This window comes from Kitasatospora sp. NBC_01266 (assembly GCF_036242395.1).
GTDB lineage: Bacteria > Actinomycetota > Actinomycetes > Streptomycetales > Streptomycetaceae > Kitasatospora.
The window spans coordinates 3,817,841-3,840,273 of record NZ_CP108458.1 but is presented as its reverse complement, the minus strand read 5'-3'; the positions used below and the strand labels follow the sequence as shown (position 1 = coordinate 3,840,273).

The window sequence follows — 22,433 nt, the reverse complement described above, 5'->3', positions numbered from 1 at the left end:
GCGACGCAGGTCACTCAGTGGTGCGCGGCGGCCTTGCGGCGACGGTTCGCGTAGAGGAGCGCACCCGCGCCGAGGACGATCACGCCGGCACCGGCGGCGGCGATGGTGCCGGAGTCGGAGCCGCCGCCGGTGAAGGCGAGGTCCTGGGTGGCACCGGCGGCCTTGGCGGGCGCGGGCGTCGCGGGCGTGGGGGTGGTGGCGGTGGCAGGTGACGCGGCAGCGGCGGGAGCGGTGCTCGCCCTGGGGGACGGGGAGGCCGGCTGGAGGCCGAGGGCGACGTCGGCCGCATTGTTGGCCGGGTTCGGGTCGAACTTGAGGGTGGCCGAGGAGGTCAGGCTCGCCGGGGTGTTGTCGTCACGGAAGGTCACCTTGGCGGTCCGCACGGCCGTCGGGTCGTCCACCCGCAGGGTGAAGTCGAAGACCAGCTTCGCGCCGGTCACCTGCTGCGGGCCGGTGCCGCAGCTGTAGACGGTGACACCGCCGGAGTCGGCCACGTTCTGCACCAGGCAGGCAGCGGGTGCCTTGGCCACGGTGACGCCGACCGGCAGGGCGACCTGGACGTCGGCGGCGGAGTCGCCGCTCTGCATCCAGACCGAGGCGGGGCCGTCGTTGCGCAGCCCGACCTCCAGGGTGCCCTCCTTGCCGCCGGCCTGCGGCTTCCAGCCGCCCAGCGCGACGAAGTCCGCGGTGTTCTGGGCCTTGACGTAGAACTGGTCGAAGGCGTTGCGGGACAGATCGGCCACGGGTGCGCCGCTGGGTGCGCCGGATTCCGGCTTGCCCAGCGTCAGCCGCGGGCCGCTGCCCTGCACGAAGGTGTAGTGCTGGGTCGCCTGCGCGAGGTCGAGGTTCTGCCGCCCCGGGAAGACCTGGACGCCCGCGAACTCGTAGAGCGCCGAGGAGCTGACCCCGAACGTCATCGGGTCGACGTGCGCGGTCTCGCCGGGCGCGATGCCGGAGTCGATCGTGCAGATCGCCATCGTCGGGACGATGCCCTCCATGCTGTTCGACGTGTCGACGGTGCCGTACTCGCAGTTGGCGAAGTGCTGCTGGAACTGCAGCCCTACGCTCGGGTTGACGACCAGAACCGTCTGCTGGGTGGCCAGTTGGCCGCTGTTGGTGATCGTGAAGCCCTTGGTCACCGTCGAGCCGGGCTTGACGTCGTTCTGGTCCGAGGTGTGGGCCAGTTGCAGCTTGCTGCCGCCGACCATCAGGGTGCTGTCGAAGGTCTTGGTGGCTCCGTCCGCGGCGGTGACCGTCCCGTGCAGCACGCCCGAGGCACCGAGCTTGGCCCCCGGGGCGGCCTTGAACGGCATGGTTCGCAAGCTGACGGTAGTCGGCCCGACGCCCTGGGTGCAGGTCATCAGGTGCCCCTGCGTGGTGCAGCCGGACTGCGGATCGCCGAACTCGGCGACACCGGCCAACGCGTCGAGGTCGGCGGTGACGGTGATCGTCGTTCCCGAACTGGTGCCCTGCTCGCCGACGAACACCTCAAGGTCGGTCGACTGGCCGTCGGTCGGCAGCGCCAAGGAGGACATCGCCTGCGCGGTCAGCGTGCCGGTGGCGGCGTGCGCCGGCAGGGCCGTCAGGCCGGCGGTGAGGAGTGCGGTGAGTGCGGTGGTGCCGGCCGCGGTGGCGCGGCGGGTGCGGGCTGAGAGCACAAGATCCCCCTGGTTGCTGACTGTTCCCAGCGGACCTTAAGGGGGATGGTGGAGGTACGAATCGGTCAGATGCGGACAGTGGTGCGTAAACGTTTAAGACTTTGTACAACTGTGACCATCCATCAGCCACAAGACGCCCACATTATCGACAAAGCGCTGCGCGCCACCGCCCCCAGGGGCGATGGCGCGCAGTGCTGACGCGGGTTCAGCCCGTCCCGGTCGCGAGCTCCTCGTCCTCGTCCTCCCGCGCGGGGACCGGTACCGGTACGACCAGCGGGGCGGGCCGGCGGGCGAACAGCTCGGCGGGAGTCGGGATCCGGCTGGGGCGCTGGGGTGAGGCGGCGGGCTGCTGGGGCTGGCTGCTCATCAGGATCGGTCCTCCGGCTCGGTCGGTGAGGGGGCTGGGCACGGCCGCCAGGTGGCGCGTGGGGGCCTGGCCCGACCCGATGGCGGGGCGCGGCAGGCCGGGCGCGTGTGCGAGGCGTTCGCGGACGGCGGCCTCGGCCAGGGCGTGGCAGCGGACGGCCAGCCGGGAGCGGCGGGTGTGTTCGCCGGGGCCGCAGGGCTGGCGGGTCAGGGCGCGCAGGGCCGAGAGGTCGTCCGGCTCGGGCAGGTAGCCGGTGGCGACGGCCTCTTCCAGGCGTTCCAGGTAGCCGGTGGCACTGCCGGGCAACGCGCCGCGGTAGCGGACCAGTTCGGCGAGCAGGAAGAGGCGCAGCCGGCCGCCCTCGCGGGCGGCCTCGTCGATCGCCTCGGTCAGGCGGAGCGCCTCTTGGACGTCCTCCGCCCAGAGCGCGGCGCCGAGCGGCAGCTGCGCGGGAACGGTGGGGTGGAGAGCTTGGGCGAGAGCACGGCGCAGCACGCGCACTTCGTCGGCGCTGAAGGCCATGCCGCCGCGGGATCCGTGGGGCGTGGGCATGAGTTGACACTACGTGAGGAATATCCGATTTGTCGGAAGCCTCGCGTCGCCTCGCTCGGACGGCCCAGTACAACTCGCCTCAGGCGGCCGTGTTGCGCTCGTAGACCAGCCGCAGCCCGATCAGCGTCAGCCAGGGCTCGTGCACGTCGATGGTGCTCGCCTCGCCGAGCACCAGGGGTGCCAGGCCGCCGGTGGCGATCACCTGGACGTCCTCCGGGTCCTTGGGGGAGAGCTCCTTGGCCATCCGGGTGACCAGCCCGTCCACCTGGCCGGCGAAGCCGTAGAGCACGCCGGACTGCATGCCCTCCACGGTGTTCTTGCCGATCACGTTGCGCGGCCTGGCCAGCTCGATCTTGCGCAGCTGGGCGCCGCGCACCCCCAGCGCCTCGACCGAGATCTCGATGCCGGGGGCGATCGCGCCGCCCACGTAGTCGCCGCGCTCGTTGATCGCGTCGAAGGTGGTGGCGGTGCCGAAGTCGACCACGATGCACGGTCCCCCGTACAGGTGGTTGGCGGCCAGCGCGTTGACGATCCGGTCCGCGCCGACCTCCTTGGGGTTGTCCATCAGGACGTGCACCCCGGTCTTCACCCCCGGCGCCACCAACACCGCGGGCACGTCGCCGTAGTAACGGCGGGTCACCTCGCGCAGCTCGTGCAGCACGGCCGGTACCGAGGAGCAGATCGCCAGCCCGTCCACCGGGTCGGCGCCCGGCCCGCCGGCCCGATGCCCCATCAGTCCCTGCATCAGCACCGCCAGTTCGTCGGCGGTGCGGCGCGGGTCGGTGGAGATCCGCCAGTGGTCCACCACCTCCTCGCCGTCGAACAGGCCGAGCGTGGTCTGGGTGTTGCCGACGTCGATGGCGAGGAGCATGGGCCGCTTTCTTGGGGGGAGCAGGGTCAGGAACGGAGGTCCAGGCCGATGTCCAGGACCGGTGCGGAGTGGGTCAGCGCGCCGACCGCCAGGTAGTCGACCCCAGTCTCGGCGACCGCGCGGGCGGTGGCCAGGGTCAGACCGCCGGAAGCCTCCAGCTTGGCCCGGCCGGCGACCAGCTGGACCGCCTCCTTGAGCTCGGCGACGGTGAAGTTGTCCAGCAGGATCAGGTCGGCCCCGGCCTCCAGGACCGGCGGGATCTGCTCGATCCGGTCCACCTCGACCTCCACGTCCAGCTCGGGGTAGGCGGCCCGGACGGCCCGGAAGGCCTCGGCCACGCCGCCCGCGGCGACCACGTGGTTGTCCTTGATCAGCGCGGCGTCGGAGAGCGCCATCCGGTGGTTGACGCCGCCGCCGCAGCGCACCGCGTACTTCTGCAGCGCGCGCAGGCCGGGGTGGGTCTTGCGGGTGTCGCGCACCGCGGCGCCGGTGCCCGCCAGGGCGTCGGCCCAGGCGCGGGTGGCGGTGGCGATGCCGGACAGGTGGCAGAGCAGGTTGAGCGCGCTGCGCTCGGCGGTGAGCAGGTCGCGGGTGCGGCTGCGGACCGAGAGCAGCACCTGGCCGGCCTCGACCCGGTCGCCGTCCTCGACGTGCCGCTCGACCTCGAACTCCTCCTCGCAGATCAGCGAGACCACGGCCTCGGCGATCCGCAGGCCGGCCACCACGCCCGCCTGGCGGGCGGTGAAGTCGGCGGTGGCGACCGCGTCCTCGGGGACGGTGGCCACCGAGGTGACGTCCTCGCCGCCGGCCAGGTCCTCGGCCAGTGCCAGGGTGGCGATGTCCTCGACCTCGACCGGGTCCAGGCCCGCCTGCTCCAGCAGCTCGGCCAGCGCCGGGTCCAGGCCGGTCTCGTAGCCCTCGCCGTCGGCGCAGCCGCAGCCGGCGCCGCAGCCTTCCTGGTCGGCCAGCGGCAGTTCTTCGTGCTCGTGGGTCTGGTGGTCGTGCGTCATCGTCAGTGCTCCTCAGTGACCCGCAGGCCGTCCGCGGTCAGGGTGGTGATCAGGTGGCGCTGCCAGTGGGCGTCGTCCCGCTCGGGGAAGTCCTCGCGCCAGTGGCAGCCGCGGGTCTCGGCGCGGCGGGCCGCGGCGGTCACCAGGGCGGTGGCGACCAGCAGCAGGTTGGCCGCCTCCCAGGTCTCCACCCGGGGGTCGGCCGGCTTCTCCTCGGCGACGTGCGCGGCGGCGCCCTCGGCCAGCGCGGCCAGGCCCTCGGCGGTGGCGGCCATGCTGGCGGCCGAGCGCAGCACGCCGGTGCCGCGCGACATCAGCTGCTGGACCTGGGCCCGGGCCTCGGGTGCGGGCAGCGCGACGGGCCGGGCGGCCCGCGCGGCGGGCACGTCCACCACGCGCTCGGGCAGCTCGCCGGCCCGGTGCCGCTCGGTCAGCTCGGCGGCGATCCGCTCGGCGAAGACCAGGCCTTCCAGCAGCGAGTTGGAGGCCAGCCGGTTGGCGCCGTGCACCCCGGTGCAGGCCACCTCGCCGCAGGCGTACAGGCCGGGCACCGAGGTGCGCCCGCGCAGGTCGGTGCGGACCCCGCCGGAGGCGTAGTGCGCGGCCGGGGCGATCGGGATCAGCTCGGTGACCGGGTCGATCCCGTGCGAGCGGCAGGAGGCCAGGATGGTCGGGAACCGCTCGGCCCACATGGCGGCGCCGAAGTGCCGCCCGTCCAGGTACATGTGGTCGGCGTCCTGCGCCTGCATCTGCCGGGTGATCGCCTTGGCCACGATGTCGCGCGGGGCCAGCTCGTTGAGCTCGTGCCGCCCCAGCATGAAGCGGGTGCCGGCGGCGTCCACCAGGTAGGCGCCCTCGCCGCGGACCGCCTCGGAGATCAGCGGCTGCTGGCCGTGCGCCTCGGGGCCGAGCCAGAGCACGGTCGGGTGGAACTGGACGAACTCCAGGTCGGCCACCTCGGCGCCGGCCCGCAGCGCGAGCGCCACGCCGTCGCCGGTGGAGACCGGCGGGTTGGTGGTGGCCGAGAAGACCTGGCCCATGCCGCCGGTGGCCAGCACCACGGCCTTGGCCCGCAGCGCGCCCACCCCGTCGCGCTGGCCCTCGCCCATCACGTGCAGGGTCAGGCCGGCCGCGTGGCCGCTCTCGTCGGTGAGCAGGTCCAGCACCAGCGCGTGCTCGATCAGTTCGAGCCCTGGGTCGTCGCGCACGGCGGTGACCAGGGCTCGCGATATCTCCGCGCCGGTGGCGTCCCCGCCCGCGTGCGCGATCCGGCGCCGGTGGTGGCCGCCCTCGCGGGTGAGCAGGATCTCGCCCTCGGCGTCGGTGTCGAAGGCGGCGCCGACCGCGATCAGCCGGCGCACCGCCCCCGGGCCCTCGGTGACCAGGAGCCGGACGGCCTGCTCGTCGCAGACCCCGGCCCCGGCCACCAGGGTGTCGGCCAGGTGCTGCTCGGGGGTGTCCCCCTCGCCCAGCGCGGCGGCTATGCCGCCCTGGGCCCAGCGGGTGGAGCCGTCGTCCAGCATCGCCTTGGTGACCACCGTCACCCGCAGGCCGGCCTGGCGGATGCCGAGCGCGGCGGTGAGTCCCGCCACGCCGGAGCCGACCACCACGACATCGGTGGTGGCGGTCCAGCCCGGGGTGGGGGCGGTGAGGCGGTGGGTCACAGGCATGGTGGAGCTCCCGTCGGCTGGTGTTACACGTGAACGGCGTCGCCCCGCAGGGTGTCCGTCCCGGGCGGGGCCTCGGCGGCGTCCGCCCCGGTGCCGGTGATCTTGTTCTCGGCGTCCACGAAGACGACCTTGGGCTGGTAGGCCTTCGCCTCGGCGGTGTCCATCTGCCCGTAGGCGATCAGGATCACCAGGTCGCCGGGGTGGACCAGCCGCGCGGCGGCGCCGTTGATGCCGATCACGCCGGTGCCGCGCGGTCCGGCGATGGTGTAGGTCTCCAGGCGGGCCCCGTTGTTGATGTCAACGATGTGGACCAGCTCGCCGGGCAGGATGTCGGCGGCGTCCAGCAGGTCCTGGTCCACCGTCACCGACCCGACGTAGTGCAGGTCGGCCTGGGTGACGGTGGCACGGTGGATCTTGGACTTGAACATGGTGCGAAGCATCGCGGGTCACGCCTCCAGTTGGGGCCGCCCGGCTGTCAGGCCGGGAGGGAGAGTGCATGCCGAAGGGTTGTCTGAGCTACCTGACCTGGAGGCGAACATTGTCGATCAGGCGGGTGGACCCCACCTTCGCCGCCACGGCCAGTACCGCCTCGCCCTGGAAGTCGTCCGGTGCCTCGACGAAGTCGTGCGGGTCGATCAGGGCGAGGTAGTCGAGGTCGACGCCCGAGGCGTCGTCCAGCACCTGGGCGGCCGCCTCACGCACGGCCTTGGGGCCGCGCGCGGCGGCGTCCCGCCCGGCGAACAGGGCGCGGGAGAGCGCCAGCGCCTGCTCGCGCTCGGTCTCGGAGAGGAAGTGGTTGCGCGAGGAGAGCGCCAGGCCGTCCGCCTCCCGGACGGTCGGCACGCCGATCACCTCGACGTCGAAGTCCAGGTCGGCCACCATCCGCTGGACGATCGCCAGCTGCTGGGCGTCCTTCTCGCCGAAGAAGGCGAAGTCCGGGTCGGTGATGTGCAGCAGCTTGGCCACCACGGTCAGCATGCCGTCGAAGTGGCCGGGCCGGGTGGTGCCCTCGAACCGCTCGCCCATCGGGCCGGCCGCCAGCCGCACCTGCGGGGTGCCGTTCGGGTAGACCTCCTCGGGCAGCGGGGCGAAGACCACGTCGGCGCCGTGCTCCTCGGCGAGCCGGACGTCGGCGGCCAGCGTGCGCGGGTAGCGGTCCAGGTCCTCGCTCGGGCCGAACTGCAGCGGGTTGACGAAGACCGTCACGGCCACCCGGCCGTCCGGTCCGACCTCCTTGCGGGCGGCCCGGATCAGTGCGGCGTGGCCCTCGTGCAGCGCGCCCATGGTCATCACGACCGCGTTGTCCACCGGGCTCTCGTCCGGCCAGAAGGCCGCCTCGAAGTCGGAGACGGTGTGGGTCAGCTGGGTCTTGCGGACCTTGGGGCCCTTGGCGGCGGGCTTGGGGCGGGCCATCAGATCTCCTCGTTGAGTACGTCCAGCAGCGAGGCCGCCGCTTCGTCCGTCAGCGTCCCGTGCGCCAGCGCCCGCTGCGCGGTGGCCTTCGCCATCGCCCGGTAGGCCGCCGGGATGTCCGGGGACACGGTAGTCAGCTGTGCCAGGTGGCGGCGCACGGTGCCCGCGTCGCCGCGGGCCACCGGACCGGTCAGTGCCGCGTCGCCGGCCCGCAGGCTGTTGTCCAGCGCGGCGCCGAGCAGCGGGGCGAGCAGCCGGCCCGGCTCGGCCACCCCGGCCTCGCGCAGCAGCTCGATGGCTTGCGCGACCAGGGTGACCAGGTGGTTCGCGCCGTGCGCGAGGGCGGTGTGGTAGAGCGGGCGGACCTGCTCGGGCACCCACTCGGGCTCGCCGCCCATCTCCACCACCAGGGCCTCGGCCACCGGGCGCAGCTCCTCGGGGGCGGTCACCCCGAAGGGGCAGCCGGCCAGCCGGGCCACGTCGACCGAGGTGCCGGTGAAGGTCATCGCCGGGTGCAGCGCCAGTGGCAGCGCGCCGACCTGGGTGGCGGGGGTCAGGATGCCGACGCCGTGCGCGCCCGAGGCGTGCACCAGCAGCTGGCCGGGGCGGATCGCGCCGGTGGCGGCCAGGCCCGCGACCAGGTCGGCCAGCGCGTCGTCGGGGACGGTCAGCAGCACCAGGTCGGCGGCGGCCAGCACCTGGGGCGGCGCCACCAGGCGCACCCCGGGCAGCAGCGCCTCGGCGCGGCGGCGGGAGGCGGTGGAGACGCCGGAGGCGGCCACCACCTGGTGGCCGGCCAGCTGCAGGGCGGCGCCGAGCGCGGTGCCGACCCGTCCGGTGCCGACGACGCCCACGGCCAGGCGCGCCGGACGGCCCGCCGGGTCGTCCGGGTCGGGGAGGTCGAACAGGTCGGAGGTACTCACGTTCTGCGTTCCAGTCCTCTACGGGTACCAGACGGTCCGTCCCATCCTACGGCCCGCCCGGCCCGGCTCAGGCCCGGTACCCGGCGCTGTGTGCGGCTGTCCGTATCCGCCGCCGGCCCCTAGCCCTGGCCGCCCGCCCGGACCAGCCCGGCCTCGTAGGCGAGCACCACGGCCTGGACCCGGTCGCGCAGGCTGAGCTTGGCCAGGATCCGCCCGACATGGGTCTTCACGGTGGCCTCCGAGAGGGTCAGCTCGGCGGCGATCTCGCCGTTCGACAGACCCTGGGCGACCAGCAGGAAGACCTCCCGCTCGCGGTCGGTCAGCGCCTTCAGGGCGGGCGGGCCGTGCTGCGCTTGGGGGACCGGGAGCACCTCGGCGAACTGGTCGATCATCCGGCGGGTGGTGGTCGGGGCGACCACCGCGTCGCCCGCGTGCACCGCGCGGATCGCGGAGACCAGCTCGGTGGGCGGCACGTCCTTGAGCAGGAAGCCGCTGGCCCCGGCCTTGAGCGCGGCGAAGGCGTACTCGTCCAGGTCGAAGGTGGTCAGGATGAGCACCCGGGGCGCCTGCGGGAGCGGCACGCCCTCGGCGTCCAGGCAGATCCGCCGGGTGGCCTGGACGCCGTCCAGCCGGGGCATCCGGACGTCCATCAGGATCACGTCCACCGAGGTGCCGGCCAGCACCTCCAGGGCCCGGGCGCCGTCACCGGCCTCGGCGACGATCTCGATGTCGGGCTGGGACTGGAGGACCATCCGAAAGCCGGTGCGCAGCAGTTCCTGGTCGTCGACGAGCATCACGCGGATGGTCACCTGGGGGGCTCTCCTTCTGTCGGGACGGCCGGCGGAGGCCGGCTAGCGGGCGGTCTTGAGGGGGAGGACGGCGCGGATCCGGAACCCGCCGCCCGGCCGCGGACCGGCGTCCAGGCTGCCGCTGACCATGCCGATCCGCTCACGCATGCCGATCAGGCCGTGGCCCTGCCCGTCCAGGCCGCCCCGGGCGAGCTGCTCGTCGGTGCTGCCGCGTCCGTCGTCCTCGATCAGCACGTTCAGGTCGCGGTCGCCGAAGTCCACCGCGACCCGGGCGCTGACGTTGGGGCCGCCGTGCTTGCGCACGTTGGTCAGTGCCTCCTGGACGATCCGGTAGACCGTCAGCTCGACCCCGCGGGGCAGCTCGCGGACCTCGCCGGAGGTGGAGAACTCGACCGGCAGTCCGGCGGTGCGCACCTGGTCGAGCAGTTCGGGCAGCTCCTCGACGCTGGGCTGCGGCACGTACTCCTCGGCGGCGTCGGCGGTGCGCAGCACGCCCAGCAGGCGGCGCATCTCGACCAGTGCCTGGCGCCCGGTGGAGGCGATGGTGGCCAGCGCCTCCTTGGCCTGCTGCGGCGAGTTGTCCATCACGTAGGCCGCGCCGTCGGCCTGCACGATCATCACCGAGACGTTGTGCGCGACCACGTCGTGCAGCTCGCGGGCGATCCGGGCCCGCTCGGCGGCCACCGCCACCTTGGCCTGGGCGTCCCGCTCGCGCTCCAGCCGGTTCGCGCGGTCCTCCAGCTCGGTCAGGTAGGCGCCGCGGACCCGGGTCAGCCGGCCCCAGGCCCAGCAGAGGATGAACGGGGTGGAGAGCAGCGCGGCGATGAAGGCCTGCTGCAGGAAGCCGTGACCGGGCGGGCCGTCGTCCGCGGTCTTGTGCAGCATGCCGACCGCCAGCGGCCCGGCGAGCAGGGCGCCGGTCAGCGCGAAGCGGGAGATCCACGGGACGCCGAAGGCGGCGCCGGTGTAGACGAAGACCAGGTAGCCGATCGAGGAGGCGTCCGGCTCGATCTGGGCGAGCGCCTGGACCAGACCCAGCAGCAGTCCGGCGGTCACCGCCACGTTCGGCCAGCGGCGGCGCACCAGCATCAGGGCGAAGATCAGCACCGCGATGACGATGCGGGCAGTGCGGTGCCAGCCCTGGTCGGGCATGTCCGACAGCAGCGCGAGGAGGAGCACGATGGACGCCCAGGCGCCATCGACCACCATGGGGTGTCCGCGAAGCCAGGCGTAGAGACGATGCACGTGACAAGCCTAGGCAGGTGCGGGGGCCGCTCCCGTCCGCCACAAGAGCGATCCCCGCATCGTCCGCAGGTCGGAGCCCGGTACGGTCGCGGGCATGACCTGGATGCGCTGGCGCCCCGCCATGGAACGGGCCCTGTACGGGGCGGACGGCGGCTTCTTCCGCAGGCCGGAGGGTCCGGCGGGGCACTTCCGGACCTCGGTGCACGCCTCGCCCCAGTACGCGTCGGCGGTGGGCCGGCTGCTGCTGGAGGTGGACGAGGCGCTCGGCCACCCGCCCGAGATCGCCCTGATCGACGTCGGGGCCGGGCGCGGCGAGCTGGTCGGCGCGCTCTGCGACCTGCTGCCGGGTCGGCTGCGGGCCTACGGGGTGGAGCTGGCCGCGCGCCCCGAGGGCCTGCCCGCCGAGGTGCGGTGGACCGAGCGGGTGCCCGAGGGGGCGGTGGGGCTGCTCTTCGCCAACGAGTGGCTGGACAACGTGCCGCTGGAGATCGCCGAGTGGGACGAGTCGGGGGTGCTGCGCTACGTCGAGGTCACCGGGACGGGGGAGGAGCGGCTCGGGGCGCCGTTGACGGCGGCGGACGCGGCCTGGTGCCGGCGCTGGTGGCCGCAGGGCGACAGCGGCGCGGGGGAGCGGGTCGAGCTGGGCGGGCCGCGGGACGAGGCGTGGGCGGCGGCGGTCGGTGCGCTGGAGCGGGGGCTCGCGGTGGCGGTGGACTACGCGCACCGGAGGTCGGACCGGCCGGTCTTCGGGACCCTGACCGGGTTCCGGGACGGGCGCGAGGTGCCGCCGGTGCCGGACGGCAGCTGCGACCTGACGGCCCATGTGGCGCTGGACTCGGTGGCCGTGCCGGGTGTCCACAGCCTGTGGACAACCCAGCGGGCCGCGCTGCACGCGCTCGGGGTGGCCGGTACCCGGCCGCCGCTCGCGCAGGCGTCGAGCGACCCGGCGGGGTACCTGCGGGCGCTGGCCGCCGCCGGGGAGGCGGCGGAGCTGACCGCGAGCGCCGGGCTCGGCGGCTTCGGCTGGCTGCTGCAGGCCGTCCGGATGCCGGTACCGCCCAGCTTCGCGGGGCTGCCGGGATGGCACACTCTGGAGGCATGAGCAGCTTGAGGGAGACCACGGTCGGCATCGGTGCCGGTGCCGAGAACACCGCGACCGACATGGTGCTGAACATCGGCCCGCAGCACCCGGCCACCCACGGCGTGCTCCGCCTCAAGCTGGTGCTGGAGGGCGAGCGGATCGTCTCGGCCGAGCCGATCATCGGCTACATGCACCGCGGCGCCGAGAAGCTCTTCGAGGCCCGGGACTACCGGCAGATCATCATGCTGGCCAACCGGCACGACTGGCTCTCCGCCTTCGCCAACGAGCTGGGCGTGGTGCTCGCCGTCGAGCGGATGCTCGGCATGGAGGTCCCCGAGCGCGCGGTGTGGACCCGCACCCTGCTCGCCGAGCTCAACCGGGTGCTCAACCACCTGATGTTCATCGGCTCCTACCCGCTGGAGCTGGGCGGCATCACCCCCGTCTTCTACGCCTTCCACAGCCGCGAGGAGCTCCAGCAGGTGCTGGAGGAGGCCAGCGGCGGGCGGATGCACTACATGTTCAACCGGGTCGGCGGCCTCAAGGAGGACCTGCCGGCCGGCTGGCTCGGCCGGGTCCGGGCGGCGATCGCCGCCGTCCGCGCCCAGCTGCCGGTCTACCAGGACCTGGTGCTCGGCAACGAGATCTTCCGGGCCAGGACGGCGGGCGTCGGGGTACTGGCCCCCGAGCACGTGCACGCCTACGGCATCACCGGGCCGATCGCGCGGGCCAGCGGCGTCGACTTCGACCTGCGCCGCGACCAGCCCTACCTGGCCTACGGCGAACTCCAGGACGTGCTGCGCGTGGTGCTGCGCGAGGAGGGCGACTGCCTGGCCCGGTTCGAGTGCCTGGTGGAGCAGGCCGGCAACTCGCTCGACCTGGCCGACGCCTGCCTGGACCGGCTGGAGCGGCTGCCGGCCGGGCCGGTCAACCTGCGGCTGCCCAAGGTGCTCAAGGCGCCCGAGGGCGAGACCTACGCGTGGACCGAGAACCCGCTCGGCGTCAACGGCTACTACCTGGTCTCGCGCGGCGACAAGACGCCGTGGCGGCTCAAGCTCCGCTCGGCGTCCTTCAACAACATCCAGGCGCTGACCGAGCTGCTGCCCGGCACCCTGGTGGCCGACATGGTCGCGATCCTGGGGTCGATGTTCTTCGTGGTCGGCGACATCGACAAGTAGCCGCGCCCGGTTACTTCTTGGGCCGCTTGGGGTCCGCCGGATGGGGCGCAAGCTTCCGGTCGCCCCTGGCCTTGATCCGCTGCTCGCACAGCCCGGCCAGCACCGCGTAGGCCTCGGCGCCCATCAGCTCGGTGAGCTCGGGACGGTAGCTGACGTAGACCGGGTCCGGCCCCTGGTGGGCCTCGGGGCTGCTGGTGCACCACCAGTGCAGGTCGTGGCCGCCCGGACCCCAGCCGCGCCGGTCGTACTCGCCGATCGACACCTGCAGGTAGCGGGTGTCGTCCGGCCGGTCGATCCAGTCGTAGGTGCGGCGGATCGGCAGCTGCCAGCAGACGTCCGGCTTGGTCTCCAGCGGCTCCTTGCCCTCCTTGAGGGCCAGCGTGTGCAGCGCGCAGCCCTGGCCGCCGGCGAACCCCGGGCGGTTGAGGAAGATGCAGGCGCCGTCCACCCGGCGGGTCTGCCGGTCGCCGTCCTCGTCCAGCATGGTGATGCCGCCGTCGAGCTTGAGCCGGCCCTTCTTGTCGGTGCCCTGCTCGAAGTACTGCCAGGTCTCCGGGGTGAGCCGCTTGGCGTGCCCGATCACGCGCTGCTCGTCGTCCTCGTCCGAGTAGTGCGCGCCCAGCGTGCAGCAGCCGTCGGACTCACCGCGTCCGGGGCGGATGCCGTGGCAGCCCTGGCCGAAGATGCAGCCCCAGCGGGAGGTCAGCCAGGTCAGGTCGCAGCGGAAGACCTGCTCGGGGTCGGCGGGGTCGGCGAACTCGACCCAGGCGCGGGGGAAGTCCAGCCCGACCTCGGGGAGAGGCTTCTTGCTGGTCGGAGCGGGGATGTCGATGGCGGCCACCCGGCCAAGGGTAGCCGCCATCCGGGTCAGGCCCGCAGGAACGCCTCCAGCGCGCTGGCGAAGGCGACCGGCGTCTCGTACATCGGGTAGTGCCCGCTGGCCGGCAGCACCTCCAGCTCGGCGTTCGGGTAGAGCGGCTGCCAGCCGGCCCGGAAGGTCTCCGCGGTGAGCGCCAGGTCGTGCTCGCCGATGAAGACCTTGACCGGCAGTTCGAGTCCGGCGAGCTTGGCGGCGAAGTCCTGGGTGGTCCAGTCGGTCATGTAGGTGTGGAAGGCGTCGGTGCGGCTGGTGGCGGTGGAGCGGGCCACCATCCGGTCCAGCCAGACCGGGTTGGAGCGCTGCCCGGTGGCCAGGTCCAGGATCATCCGGCGGGCGGTGAAGTTCTGCGCGGCGGCGTGGAACAGCTCGTGGCCCTCCTCGTCCAGCTGGTAGGCCGCGGCCGGCACCGGCGTGATGCCGGCCAGCTTGCGCACCCGGTGCGGTGCCTCCAGCAGCACCCGCTGCGCCGCCTTGCCGCCCATCGAGTGGCCGACCAGCGAGAACCGCTCCCAGCCCAGCTCGTCGGCCAGGGCCAGGGTGTCGGCCGCGATCTCGGCCAGCGTGTAGTCGCCGGGCTCGTCGACCCGGTCGCCGTAGCCGCGGTAGTCCAGGAAGGCGTAGCCGAACGCGGACTTGTCCAGGTAGTCGAGGAACGGGCCCCAGCCCGCCGTAGTGCCGAACCAGTCGTGCAGGACGATGACCTTGTGCTCGCCGGCGCCCAGGCGGCGGTGACTGATCGTCATAAAGCATGGCTCCCAGGTAGTCGAGGGACGGTTCCGAGGGGATGTCAGCTGCCAGGCTGGCCTGGACCGGTGCCGGTCGGCAATCGAACAGGCGGGATTTCCGCAGGTGCCGTGGCGTAGCGTGGTGAATTATGCGACTCGGTGTGCTCGACGTAGGTTCCAACACCGTCCACTTCCTCGTGGTGGACGCTCACCCCGGTGCCGCCCCGCTGCCCGCGTACTCGCACAAGGCGGAGCTGCGGCTGGCGGAACTGCTCGACGAGCGCGGGGCGATCCGGACGGACGGCGTCCACCGGCTGATCGACCACATCGCCTCCTCGCTGCGGGTCGCCGAGGACAAGGGCGTGGTCGACCTGCTGCCGTTCGCCACCTCGGCGGTGCGCGAGGCGGCCAACGGCGAGGAGGTGCTGCGCCAGGTCGAGGAGAAGACCGGGGTGGAGCTGACCGTGCTCTCCGGGCAGGACGAGGCGCGGCTGACCTTCCTCGCGGTGCGCCGCTGGTTCGGCTGGTCCTCCGGGCGGCTGCTCGACCTGGACATCGGCGGCGGCTCGCTGGAGATCGCCTGCGGGATCGACGAGCAGCCGGACACCGCCGTCTCGCTGCCGCTGGGCGCGGGCCGGCTGACCGCCGGCTGGCTGCCGGGCGACGTGGCCGACCCCGACGCGGTGCGCGAGCTGCGCCGGCACATCCGGGCGGAGATCGCCGGGGTGGTCGCCGAGGTGGCCAGACTCGGGCCGCCGGACCATGCGGTGGCCACCTCCAAGACCTTCAAGCAGCTGGCCCGGATGACCGGCGCCGCGCCCGAGGTCGCCGGTCCGCGAGTGCCGCGCAAGCTCAGCCGCAGCGGCCTGGCCGCCTGGCTGCCCAGGCTCGCCGCGATGACGACGGCCGAGCGGGCCAAGATCCCCGGGGTCTCCGAGGGCCGGGCCCGCCAGCTGCTGGCCGGGGCACTGGTGGCGGACGCGGCGATGGACCTGTTCGGCCTGGAGGAGCTGGACATCTGCCCCTGGGCGCTGCGCGAGGGCATCATCCTGCGCCGACTGGACAGCATGGTCCAGCCCGGTGGCACGCCGATCCCGGCGCGCTCCGCATAACCTGTCTCCCGTGGAGGACGAGCCTGTGGTGGCGGACGAGCAGCCTCAGGAGCGGGCCGGGGCCGAGCGGGCCGACGCCCGCCCGCGGCGGCGCACCGCGAAGACCGCCGGTGCGGCCCAGCCCCGGCTGCCCAAGGTGCCGCGCCGCAAGCCGGCCGCCCCGCGCCGCGACCCGCTGCTGCGCACCACCGACCGGCTGGTGCTGCCGCCGCACCCCGCGCTGCACATCCCGGAGACCAAGATCGCGCTCTCCACCGCCTCGGTCTACCCCGACAACACCGCGATCGCCTTCGAGCTGGCCGCCCGGCTCGGCTACGACGGCGTGGAGGTGATGGTCTGGAACGACCCGGTCAGCCAGGACCTGGACGCGCTGCGGGCACTCTCCGAGCAGTACCGGATGCCGATCCTGGCGGTGCACGCGCCCTGCCTGCTGATCACCCAGCGGGTCTGGACCACCGACCCGTGGACCAAGCTCAAGCGGGCCAGGGCGGCGGCCGAGACCCTGGGCGCGGACACCGTGGTGGTGCACCCGCCGTTCCGCTGGCAGCGCGGCTACGCCCGCGACTTCGTCCGGGGCATCGACCGGATGGCGGGCGAGACGGCGGTGCGGTTCGCGGTGGAGAACATGTACCCGTGGCGCTACAAGGACCGCGAGGTGCTCGCCTACGCCCCCGGCTGGGACGTCACCGAGGAGGCCTACCGGCACTTCACCGTGGACCTCTCGCACGTGGCCACCTCGCGGATCGACGCCTTCGCCATGGTCGACCGGATGGGGGACCGGCTGGCCCACGTGCACCTGGCCGACGGCACCGGCTCCGGCAAGGACGAGCACCTGATCCCCGGGCGCGGCAAGCAGCCCTGCGCGGAGCTGCTGGAGCGGCTGGCCCGCACCGGTTTCGACGGGCATGTGGTGCTGGAGGTCAACACCCGGCGCTCGGGTTCGCCCGCCGAGCGGGAGGCGGATCTGGCCGAGGCGCTGGCCTTCACCCGGCTGCATCTGGCCACCGGCTCGCGCGTACCCTGACGGTACGAACGAACTGCGGGAGGGACCGACCATGACCGTCGATCAGCACCAGGCGCACGCGTCCAGTTTCGGCTCGGTGGCCGCTGAGTACGACCGGGCCAGGCCCTCCTACCCCGGTGAACTGTTCGACGCGATCGAGGAGTTGACCGGCCGCCCGCTGAAGGGCGCGGATGTCCTGGACGTCGGCGCCGGCACCGGCATCGCCACCCGGCTGCTGCACGGGCGCGGCGCCCGGGTGATCGCGGTGGAGCCGAGCCCCGGGATGGCGGCCCAACTGCACCGGGTCACGCCGGAGATCCCGCTGATCAAGGGCGACGGCAACGACCTGCCGTGCCACGACGCCACCGCCGACCTGGTCAGCTACTTCCAGGCCTTCCACTGGACCGACCCGCACCGCTCGGTGCCCGAGGCGCTGCGGGTGCTGCGTCCGGGCGGCGCGCTGGCGCTGGTCTGGAACCTCAAGGACCGCTCGGTGCCGTGGCTGGGCGAGCAGGAGGCGCGCCTGGCCGCCGCGCTGCCGAACTTCCACTACTACGGCGACATGAACGTGATCACCGGCGAGCTGGACGCCCACCTCGCCGACGTGCGCACCCGCGAGCTGCGCTGGGAGCGCCGGATCGCCGTCGAGGACGTGATCACCGACCTGCGCTCCAAGTCCTACTTCGCGGTGCTGGACGAGGCGGTCAAGGCTCCGGTGCTGGCCGCCGAGCGGGCGGCGCTGCTGGCCGACTTCCCGGACGGCCAGGTCGTCGAGGAGTACCGGGTGGAGCTGACGCTGGGGATCAAGCCGCTCTGACCGCGATTCGGACGGTTCGTCCGATGGGCGGGACCGGGGCGTAGGCTCGGCAGTTACCTACCCCTGGGAATGGAGAGATCCCGTGCCCGAGCTGAAGTCCCGTACGGTCACCCACGGTCGCAACATGGCAGGCGCCCGCGCCCTCCTCCGGGCGGCCGGTGTAGCCCGGGAGGACTTCGGCAAGCCGATCATCGCGGTGGCCAACTCCTTCACCGAGTTCGTGCCTGGGCACACCCACCTGCAGCCGGTGGGCCGGATCGTCTCCGAGGCCATCGCCGCCGCCGGCGGCATCCCGCGCGAGTTCAACACCATCGCGGTGGACGACGGCATCGCGATGGGCCACCACGGGATGCTCTACTCGCTGCCCTCGCGCGACCTGATCGCGGACAGCGTGGAGTACATGGTCAACGCGCACTGCGCGGACGCGCTGATCTGCATCTCCAACTGCGACAAGATCACCCCCGGCATGCTGATGGCCGCGCTGCGCCTCAACATCCCCACCGTCTTCGTCTCCGGCGGCCCGATGGAGGCCGGCAAGGCGGTGCTGGTCGACGGCACGGTGCGCAAGCTCGACCTGGTGAACGCGATCTCCGACGCCGTCAACGAGAACGTCTCGGACGAGGACATCGCGATCATCGAGGAGAACGCCTGCCCGACCTGCGGCTCCTGTTCCGGCATGTTCACCGCCAACTCGATGAACTGCCTGACCGAGGCGATCGGCCTCTCGCTGCCCGGCAACGGCTCCACGCTGGCCACTCACACCGCCCGCAAGGCGCTGTACGAGGACGCCGGGCGCACCGTCGTCGAGATCACCAAGCGGCACTACGACGGCGACGACTACTCGGTGCTGCCGCGCTCCATCGCCACCCGCGCGGCCTTCGAGAACGCGATGGCGCTGGACATCGCGATGGGCGGCTCGACCAACACCATCCTGCACCTGCTGGCCGCCGCCCAGGAGGCCGAACTCGACTTCGACATGCGGGCGATCGACCAGATCTCGCGCAAGGTGCCCTGCCTGTCCAAGGTCGCGCCGAACGGCTCGTACTACATGGAGGACGTGCACCGGGCCGGCGGCATCCCGGCGATCCTCGGCGAGCTGTACCGGGGCGGGCTGCTCAACGAGGACGTGCGCACGGTGCACAGCGACTCGCTCGACGAGTGGCTGAAGACCTGGGACATCCGCGGCGGCTCCCCCTCGCCGACCGCCGTCGAGCTGTTCCACGCGGCCCCCGGCTGCGTCCGCTCGGCCACTGCCTTCTCCCAGTCCGAGCGCTGGGGGACGCTGGACACCGACGCGGCCGGCGGCTGCATCCGCAGCGTCGAGCACGCGTACTCGGTGGAGGGCGGCCTGGCCGTGCTCTACGGCAACCTGGCCGAGGACGGCTGCATCGTCAAGACGGCCGGTGTCGACGAGTCGATCTGGACCTTCTCCGGGCCCGCCGTGGTGCTGGAGTCCCAGGAGGACGCGGTGGACGCGATCCTGACCAAGCGGGTCAAGCCGGGCGACGTGGTGGTCATCCGCTACGAGGGCCCCAAGGGCGGCCCCGGCATGCAGGAGATGCTCTACCCCACCTCCTTCCTGAAGGGCCGGGGCCTGGGCAAGGCCTGCGCGCTGATCACCGACGGGCGGTTCTCCGGCGGCACCTCCGGGCTGTCGATCGGGCACGCCTCCCCGGAGGCGGCCTCCGGCGGCACCATCGCGCTGGTCCAGGACGGCGACGTCATCTCGATCGACATCCCGGGCCGCTCGGTGCGGCTGGAGGTCTCCTTCGAGGAGCTGCACGAGCGGCGGCTGCGCCTGGAGGAGAACGGCGGCTACCAGCCCGCCCACCGCGACCGCCCGGTCAGCGCGGCGCTGAAGGCGTACGCGGCGATGGCCACCTCGGCCGACCGGGGCGCGGTGCGGGACGTCAGCAAGCTGGGTTGACCAGTCGGGCTGCCCCGGCCGGCCGGCAGGGGCTCGGGGATACTTGAGGCGTGACCGACGACCGCACCGCGCCCGCCCCCGAGCCCATCCGCTACTTCGGCACCAGCTGGGTGGAGCGCGGCGCCGACTACTGGCTGCGCCGGGTCGCGGTCTCGCTCGGCGCGCTGGTCACCACGGTGGCCGGCGTCCTGGTGCTGCGCTTCGCGGTCGGCGGGGTGCAGATGTCCAAGGCGGGCGGGTTCGTCAACTGGCTGCTGCTGGCCGCCATCGCGGTCTGCTCCTGCCTGGCGGCGCTGCGCAGCTGGAAGGTCCTCACCGAGGGCCGCGACTCGCTGGACGGCTGGATGGCCGAGGACAAGTCGCTCGGCGCGGTCTGGCTGATCGGCTGCGTGGGCGCGGTGGCGGCGTACTTCGTCCGGAGCCTGGTCGAGGCGCCGGGGGAGGGCGTCAAGCGGGCCGCCTGGGAGCGCGAGGCCGCCCGGCACGAGAAGCGCAAGGCCTCGCGGGCCGGGCGGCCGGACAAGCGGAAGAAGCGGTAGCGGTCAGCTGCGGGAGTCGGTGCGGCACTTGTCGTCGTCGGGCAGCGGCTTGCTGCGGTCGTAGGGGTCGGAGGTCGGGCCGCTCGGACCGCCGCTGGGGTTGTAGCCGGGCAGGCTGTACTGCGGGAAGGTCGGCTCCAGCCAGCCGTCCCCCGTCTCGCAGTAGTTGTTGCCCATGCTGCTCTGCCCCTCGCCGAGGTTCAGCTTGCCGGCCGAGACCTGGTAGACGGCCGGGTCGGGGAAGACGAAGTCCTGCACCCGGCGGACGATCTCGCGGGTGACCGCGGTGCCGGGATCGAGCGAGAGCAGGGCCACGGACTGCGTGGTGCCGCCCTGGGTCGGCGGGGCACTGGGGACGCTGGACGGATCGAACTGCTCGGGACCCGGCACCAAGGCGTAGACGAAGGTGAAGTCGGTGTGCACCACCACGCCCTTCCGGTCGTCCTTGTCGGTGTCGCCCTCGAAGGTGATCCGGCCCTGGAGCTTGACCACGTTCCCCGCGGGAACCGCGGTCTTCGGGTTGAACCGGCTGATCCAGCTGGTCGGGTTGGTCGTCGGGGTCGGGTGGGCGAGCGCCTGCTGGAGCAGCTCGCGGCTCTTCCCGTCCAGCATGTCCACCACCTGCTGCGGGTTCCCGCCCGCGAGCACCGCCGGGTCCAGGTTCGCCGCGACCAGGTAGTCCTTGACCAGCTTCAGCTGCGCCGCCACCTGGTCCGCGCCGAACATCCCGGTGGCCTGCGCCTGCGGCAGCACGATGGCGTCGGGCCCGGCCGGCCAGCCGTCGGCCGGGGAGCCCGCCCAGGGCTGCGCCACGGTGGGATCCTGCGGTGCCTGGGTGGGCGGTGCGGCGGTGGGCTGGGCGCTCTCCGGTGCCTCGGTGGCCACCGGGGTGGGGGCCGCGGCCACCGCCGAGTCCGAGGAGCCGCCGCCGAAGTGGTTCAGGTACCAGGTGTGCAGCCCGTTGACGTTCAGCCCGGCGGCCACCACGGCTATCGCGAGCAGCACGAAGACCGGGGCCTGCCAGTTGCGCTTGGTGCGGCGCACGTTGCCCCAGGGGTCCACCGGCTTCGCCCGCCGCTGGTACCACCTGCGGCGGATCTCGGTCGGTGGGCGCCAGGCCTCCTCCTGCTGCGGGGGCTGGTGGCGCCACTTGGCGGCCAGCATCCGGGCGCGGCCGGACTGCTCCTTGACGGCGGCGCCCTTGACGAACTCCTCGTCGAGGACGAGGTCGGCGAACGGGTCCGGCTCCTCGCCGGGGGGCTGCGGTGGGTCTTCGGTGATCGACACGCGGTCAGTATGCAGAGGGCGAGCGACAGTTCGCACACCGGGCGGCCGACGTGCGGACGCCCGGTGTGCGTTCTGTGCTGGTATCTCCGCTCTTGACCGCCGCCCGGTCGCTCAGCCGGACCGGCGGGCGCCCTTGACCGAGCCGACCACGCCGAGCACCACCAGCAGCAGGCCGGCCGGGAGCAGCGAGGTGAAGAACGCGCCGAAGATGCCCCAGCCGCCGAGCAGTGACAGGGCCAGCGTGTTCAGCACCAGCAGGGCGCCGCTGAGCGGCAGCGCCGACTGCCACGGGTTGGCGTCGGCCCAGCGCCGCAGCCGGCGGTCGCCGGTGTCCTTGCGCAGTCGCCCGCCGAGGCCGCCGACCAGAAAGAAGAAGAACAGGGCCAGGCCGAGCGGCCCGGCCAGGATGCTCGTGGACCAGTGCCCGGTCACCACGTCCACGGCCAGCGCTGCCCCGCCGACCACCGCACCCACGGCCGCGGCGGCACGCCACGGTCCGAGGGTGGCGGAGGCGACGGCCAGTTGACGGTTCTCGCGTCGCGACAGATCTCCGTGTTCCATGCCTCCACGGTGCTCCTCGCGGCGCCCGGGGGCCAGTACCCGCAGCCCTGAGTTTTCCCCTACTGGGAGCTTGGGGGTCCGGCCCGGCCGGCCGGCTCCTGGGTCTCCTTCAGGACCGGCCAGCCGTGCGAGTCGGCGTGCGCGGTCAGCTCCGGGTCCACGCCGACCACGCGGGGATTGCCGACGACACTGAGGGTGCGCAGGCCGTCGCAGTGGTCGACGTAGCCGAAGCAGCTGGCCGGGTCCATGCCGAGCAGGGTGATCGCCTCGACCACGGTCACCGGCGGGTGGTCGCCGGGCGCGGCGGGCGGGCCGAGCGGATCGGGCAGCAGGACCAGGTCCGCGCCGACGCCCAGGGTGTCCAGGCTCACCGCCTCGGGCCGGTCGCCGGGCCGGCCGCGGGGCCGCTCGCAGGAGAGCACCAGCACCACCAGATCGCCGTCCGAGCGGTGGCGGGCCGCTGCTTCGCGAAGGGTCCTGCTGAAGTGGGGGGAGCGGTGTCTGCTCCCCAGATCGAAGAATGCGGCACGCATCGGTTCCCCCATTTTGATCCCTGCCACTGCGAGTGACATGACGTGCGTAGCCGAAGATATCCCTTCCTTTCGGCGGGTTGTGAAGGAGCGGGCACTGTTTTATTTACGGCTACTGAAGGTCACGAGTTTCCCGGGCGGTCGGGAGCCTGGGTGACGGAGTGTCAGGGGGGATCCCTCGACTGCCGTATCACCCCAGTCGTGCCGGTCGACGGACGGCCCTCGATCGTCGTGCGGCGGCGTGCGGCGGCGTTCGGCGGATAGGAACGAGTTTCGGA

General features: G+C 73.0%; 22 protein-coding genes. 7 read left to right on the top strand and 15 right to left on the bottom strand.

Annotation, left to right across the window (positions count from 1 at the left end; all coding sequences use genetic code 11):
- Positions 1–14: 14 nt before the first annotated feature.
- From OG403_RS16605 to OG403_RS16560, 10 genes are all read right to left on the bottom strand, one after another.
- Positions 15–1,658, bottom strand: a complete 1,644-nt coding sequence (locus OG403_RS16605) for a hypothetical protein (protein ID WP_329565099.1) — start codon at positions 1,656–1,658, stop codon at positions 15–17.
- A 205-nt stretch (positions 1,659–1,863) separates the two neighbouring features.
- On the bottom strand, positions 1,864–2,577 hold the full coding sequence (locus OG403_RS16600; protein ID WP_329565097.1) for a hypothetical protein: 714 nt from the start codon (positions 2,575–2,577) through the stop codon (positions 1,864–1,866).
- Positions 2,578–2,656: 79 nt separating this feature from the next.
- On the bottom strand, positions 2,657–3,448 hold the full coding sequence (locus OG403_RS16595) for a type III pantothenate kinase (RefSeq protein ID WP_329565094.1): 792 nt from the start codon (positions 3,446–3,448) through the stop codon (positions 2,657–2,659).
- Positions 3,449–3,474: 26 nt separating this feature from the next.
- Positions 3,475–4,458, bottom strand: coding sequence for a carboxylating nicotinate-nucleotide diphosphorylase (nadC, locus tag OG403_RS16590; RefSeq protein WP_329565092.1), 984 nt, complete (start codon positions 4,456–4,458; stop codon positions 3,475–3,477).
- Between the two features lie 2 nt (positions 4,459–4,460).
- On the bottom strand, positions 4,461–6,128 hold the full coding sequence (locus OG403_RS16585; protein ID WP_329565090.1) for an L-aspartate oxidase: 1,668 nt from the start codon (positions 6,126–6,128) through the stop codon (positions 4,461–4,463).
- A gap of 23 nt (positions 6,129–6,151) precedes the next feature.
- Complete coding sequence (gene panD, locus OG403_RS16580) at positions 6,152–6,568, bottom strand: aspartate 1-decarboxylase (protein ID WP_329565088.1); 417 nt, start codon at positions 6,566–6,568, stop codon at positions 6,152–6,154.
- A gap of 76 nt (positions 6,569–6,644) precedes the next feature.
- Positions 6,645–7,541, bottom strand: a complete 897-nt coding sequence (gene panC / locus OG403_RS16575) for a pantoate--beta-alanine ligase (protein WP_329565086.1) — start codon at positions 7,539–7,541, stop codon at positions 6,645–6,647.
- The gene (locus OG403_RS16570) at positions 7,541–8,464 is read right to left on the bottom strand and encodes a Rossmann-like and DUF2520 domain-containing protein (protein ID WP_442910924.1); all 924 of its coding nucleotides are present in this window, start codon (positions 8,462–8,464) and stop codon (positions 7,541–7,543) included. The genes panC and OG403_RS16570 overlap by 1 nt, the downstream gene beginning before the upstream one ends.
- Before the next feature lie 119 nt (positions 8,465–8,583).
- Positions 8,584–9,273, bottom strand: a complete 690-nt coding sequence (locus OG403_RS16565; protein WP_329565084.1) for a response regulator transcription factor — start codon at positions 9,271–9,273, stop codon at positions 8,584–8,586.
- A 42-nt stretch (positions 9,274–9,315) separates the two neighbouring features.
- On the bottom strand, positions 9,316–10,518 hold the full coding sequence (locus OG403_RS16560) for a sensor histidine kinase (protein WP_329565082.1): 1,203 nt from the start codon (positions 10,516–10,518) through the stop codon (positions 9,316–9,318).
- A gap of 94 nt (positions 10,519–10,612) precedes the next feature.
- Between OG403_RS16560 and OG403_RS16555 the strand changes: the two genes are divergently transcribed.
- The gene (locus tag OG403_RS16555) at positions 10,613–11,620 is read left to right on the top strand and encodes an SAM-dependent methyltransferase (RefSeq protein WP_329565080.1); all 1,008 of its coding nucleotides are present in this window, start codon (positions 10,613–10,615) and stop codon (positions 11,618–11,620) included.
- Between the two features lie 5 nt (positions 11,621–11,625).
- Positions 11,626–12,774 carry an NADH-quinone oxidoreductase subunit D gene (locus OG403_RS16550; RefSeq protein ID WP_329572335.1) on the top strand — a complete coding sequence of 383 codons (1,149 nt, stop codon included), beginning with the start codon at positions 11,626–11,628 and terminating at the stop codon, positions 12,772–12,774.
- A 10-nt stretch (positions 12,775–12,784) separates the two neighbouring features.
- Here the strand turns inward: OG403_RS16550 and OG403_RS16545 are convergent, their stop codons facing one another.
- Complete coding sequence (locus tag OG403_RS16545) at positions 12,785–13,636, bottom strand: hypothetical protein (RefSeq protein ID WP_442910923.1); 852 nt, start codon at positions 13,634–13,636, stop codon at positions 12,785–12,787.
- A gap of 5 nt (positions 13,637–13,641) precedes the next feature.
- Positions 13,642–14,397 carry an alpha/beta fold hydrolase gene (locus OG403_RS16540; RefSeq protein ID WP_329565076.1) on the bottom strand — a complete coding sequence of 252 codons (756 nt, stop codon included), beginning with the start codon at positions 14,395–14,397 and terminating at the stop codon, positions 13,642–13,644.
- A gap of 131 nt (positions 14,398–14,528) precedes the next feature.
- Between OG403_RS16540 and OG403_RS16535 the strand changes: the two genes are divergently transcribed.
- The 5 genes from OG403_RS16535 (at position 14,529) to OG403_RS16515 (ending at position 19,777) form a co-directional block, all read left to right on the top strand.
- Positions 14,529–15,491, top strand: a complete 963-nt coding sequence (locus tag OG403_RS16535; protein ID WP_329565074.1) for a Ppx/GppA phosphatase family protein — start codon at positions 14,529–14,531, stop codon at positions 15,489–15,491.
- A gap of 220 nt (positions 15,492–15,711) precedes the next feature.
- A complete protein-coding gene (locus tag OG403_RS16530) occupies positions 15,712–16,515 on the top strand; it encodes a sugar phosphate isomerase/epimerase family protein (protein ID WP_329572333.1) in 804 nt (267 codons plus the stop codon).
- A gap of 31 nt (positions 16,516–16,546) precedes the next feature.
- Positions 16,547–17,311 carry a class I SAM-dependent methyltransferase gene (locus tag OG403_RS16525; RefSeq protein WP_329565072.1) on the top strand — a complete coding sequence of 255 codons (765 nt, stop codon included), beginning with the start codon at positions 16,547–16,549 and terminating at the stop codon, positions 17,309–17,311.
- An 82-nt stretch (positions 17,312–17,393) separates the two neighbouring features.
- Positions 17,394–19,238, top strand: coding sequence for a dihydroxy-acid dehydratase (ilvD, locus tag OG403_RS16520; protein ID WP_329565071.1), 1,845 nt, complete (start codon positions 17,394–17,396; stop codon positions 19,236–19,238).
- A gap of 50 nt (positions 19,239–19,288) precedes the next feature.
- Complete coding sequence (locus OG403_RS16515) at positions 19,289–19,777, top strand: hypothetical protein (protein ID WP_329565070.1); 489 nt, start codon at positions 19,289–19,291, stop codon at positions 19,775–19,777.
- A gap of 3 nt (positions 19,778–19,780) precedes the next feature.
- Here the strand turns inward: OG403_RS16515 and OG403_RS16510 are convergent, their stop codons facing one another.
- From OG403_RS16510 to OG403_RS16500, 3 genes are all read right to left on the bottom strand, one after another.
- Positions 19,781–21,064, bottom strand: coding sequence for an SCO2583/SCO2584 N-terminal domain-containing protein (locus OG403_RS16510; RefSeq protein WP_329565068.1), 1,284 nt, complete (start codon positions 21,062–21,064; stop codon positions 19,781–19,783).
- A gap of 111 nt (positions 21,065–21,175) precedes the next feature.
- Positions 21,176–21,625 (bottom strand): hypothetical protein, encoded by a 450-nt coding sequence (locus tag OG403_RS16505; protein WP_329565066.1) that lies wholly within the window; start codon positions 21,623–21,625, stop codon positions 21,176–21,178.
- 59 nt (positions 21,626–21,684) lie between these two features.
- The gene (locus OG403_RS16500; RefSeq protein WP_329565064.1) at positions 21,685–22,158 is read right to left on the bottom strand and encodes a hypothetical protein; all 474 of its coding nucleotides are present in this window, start codon (positions 22,156–22,158) and stop codon (positions 21,685–21,687) included.
- Between the last annotated feature and the right edge of the window lie 275 nt (positions 22,159–22,433).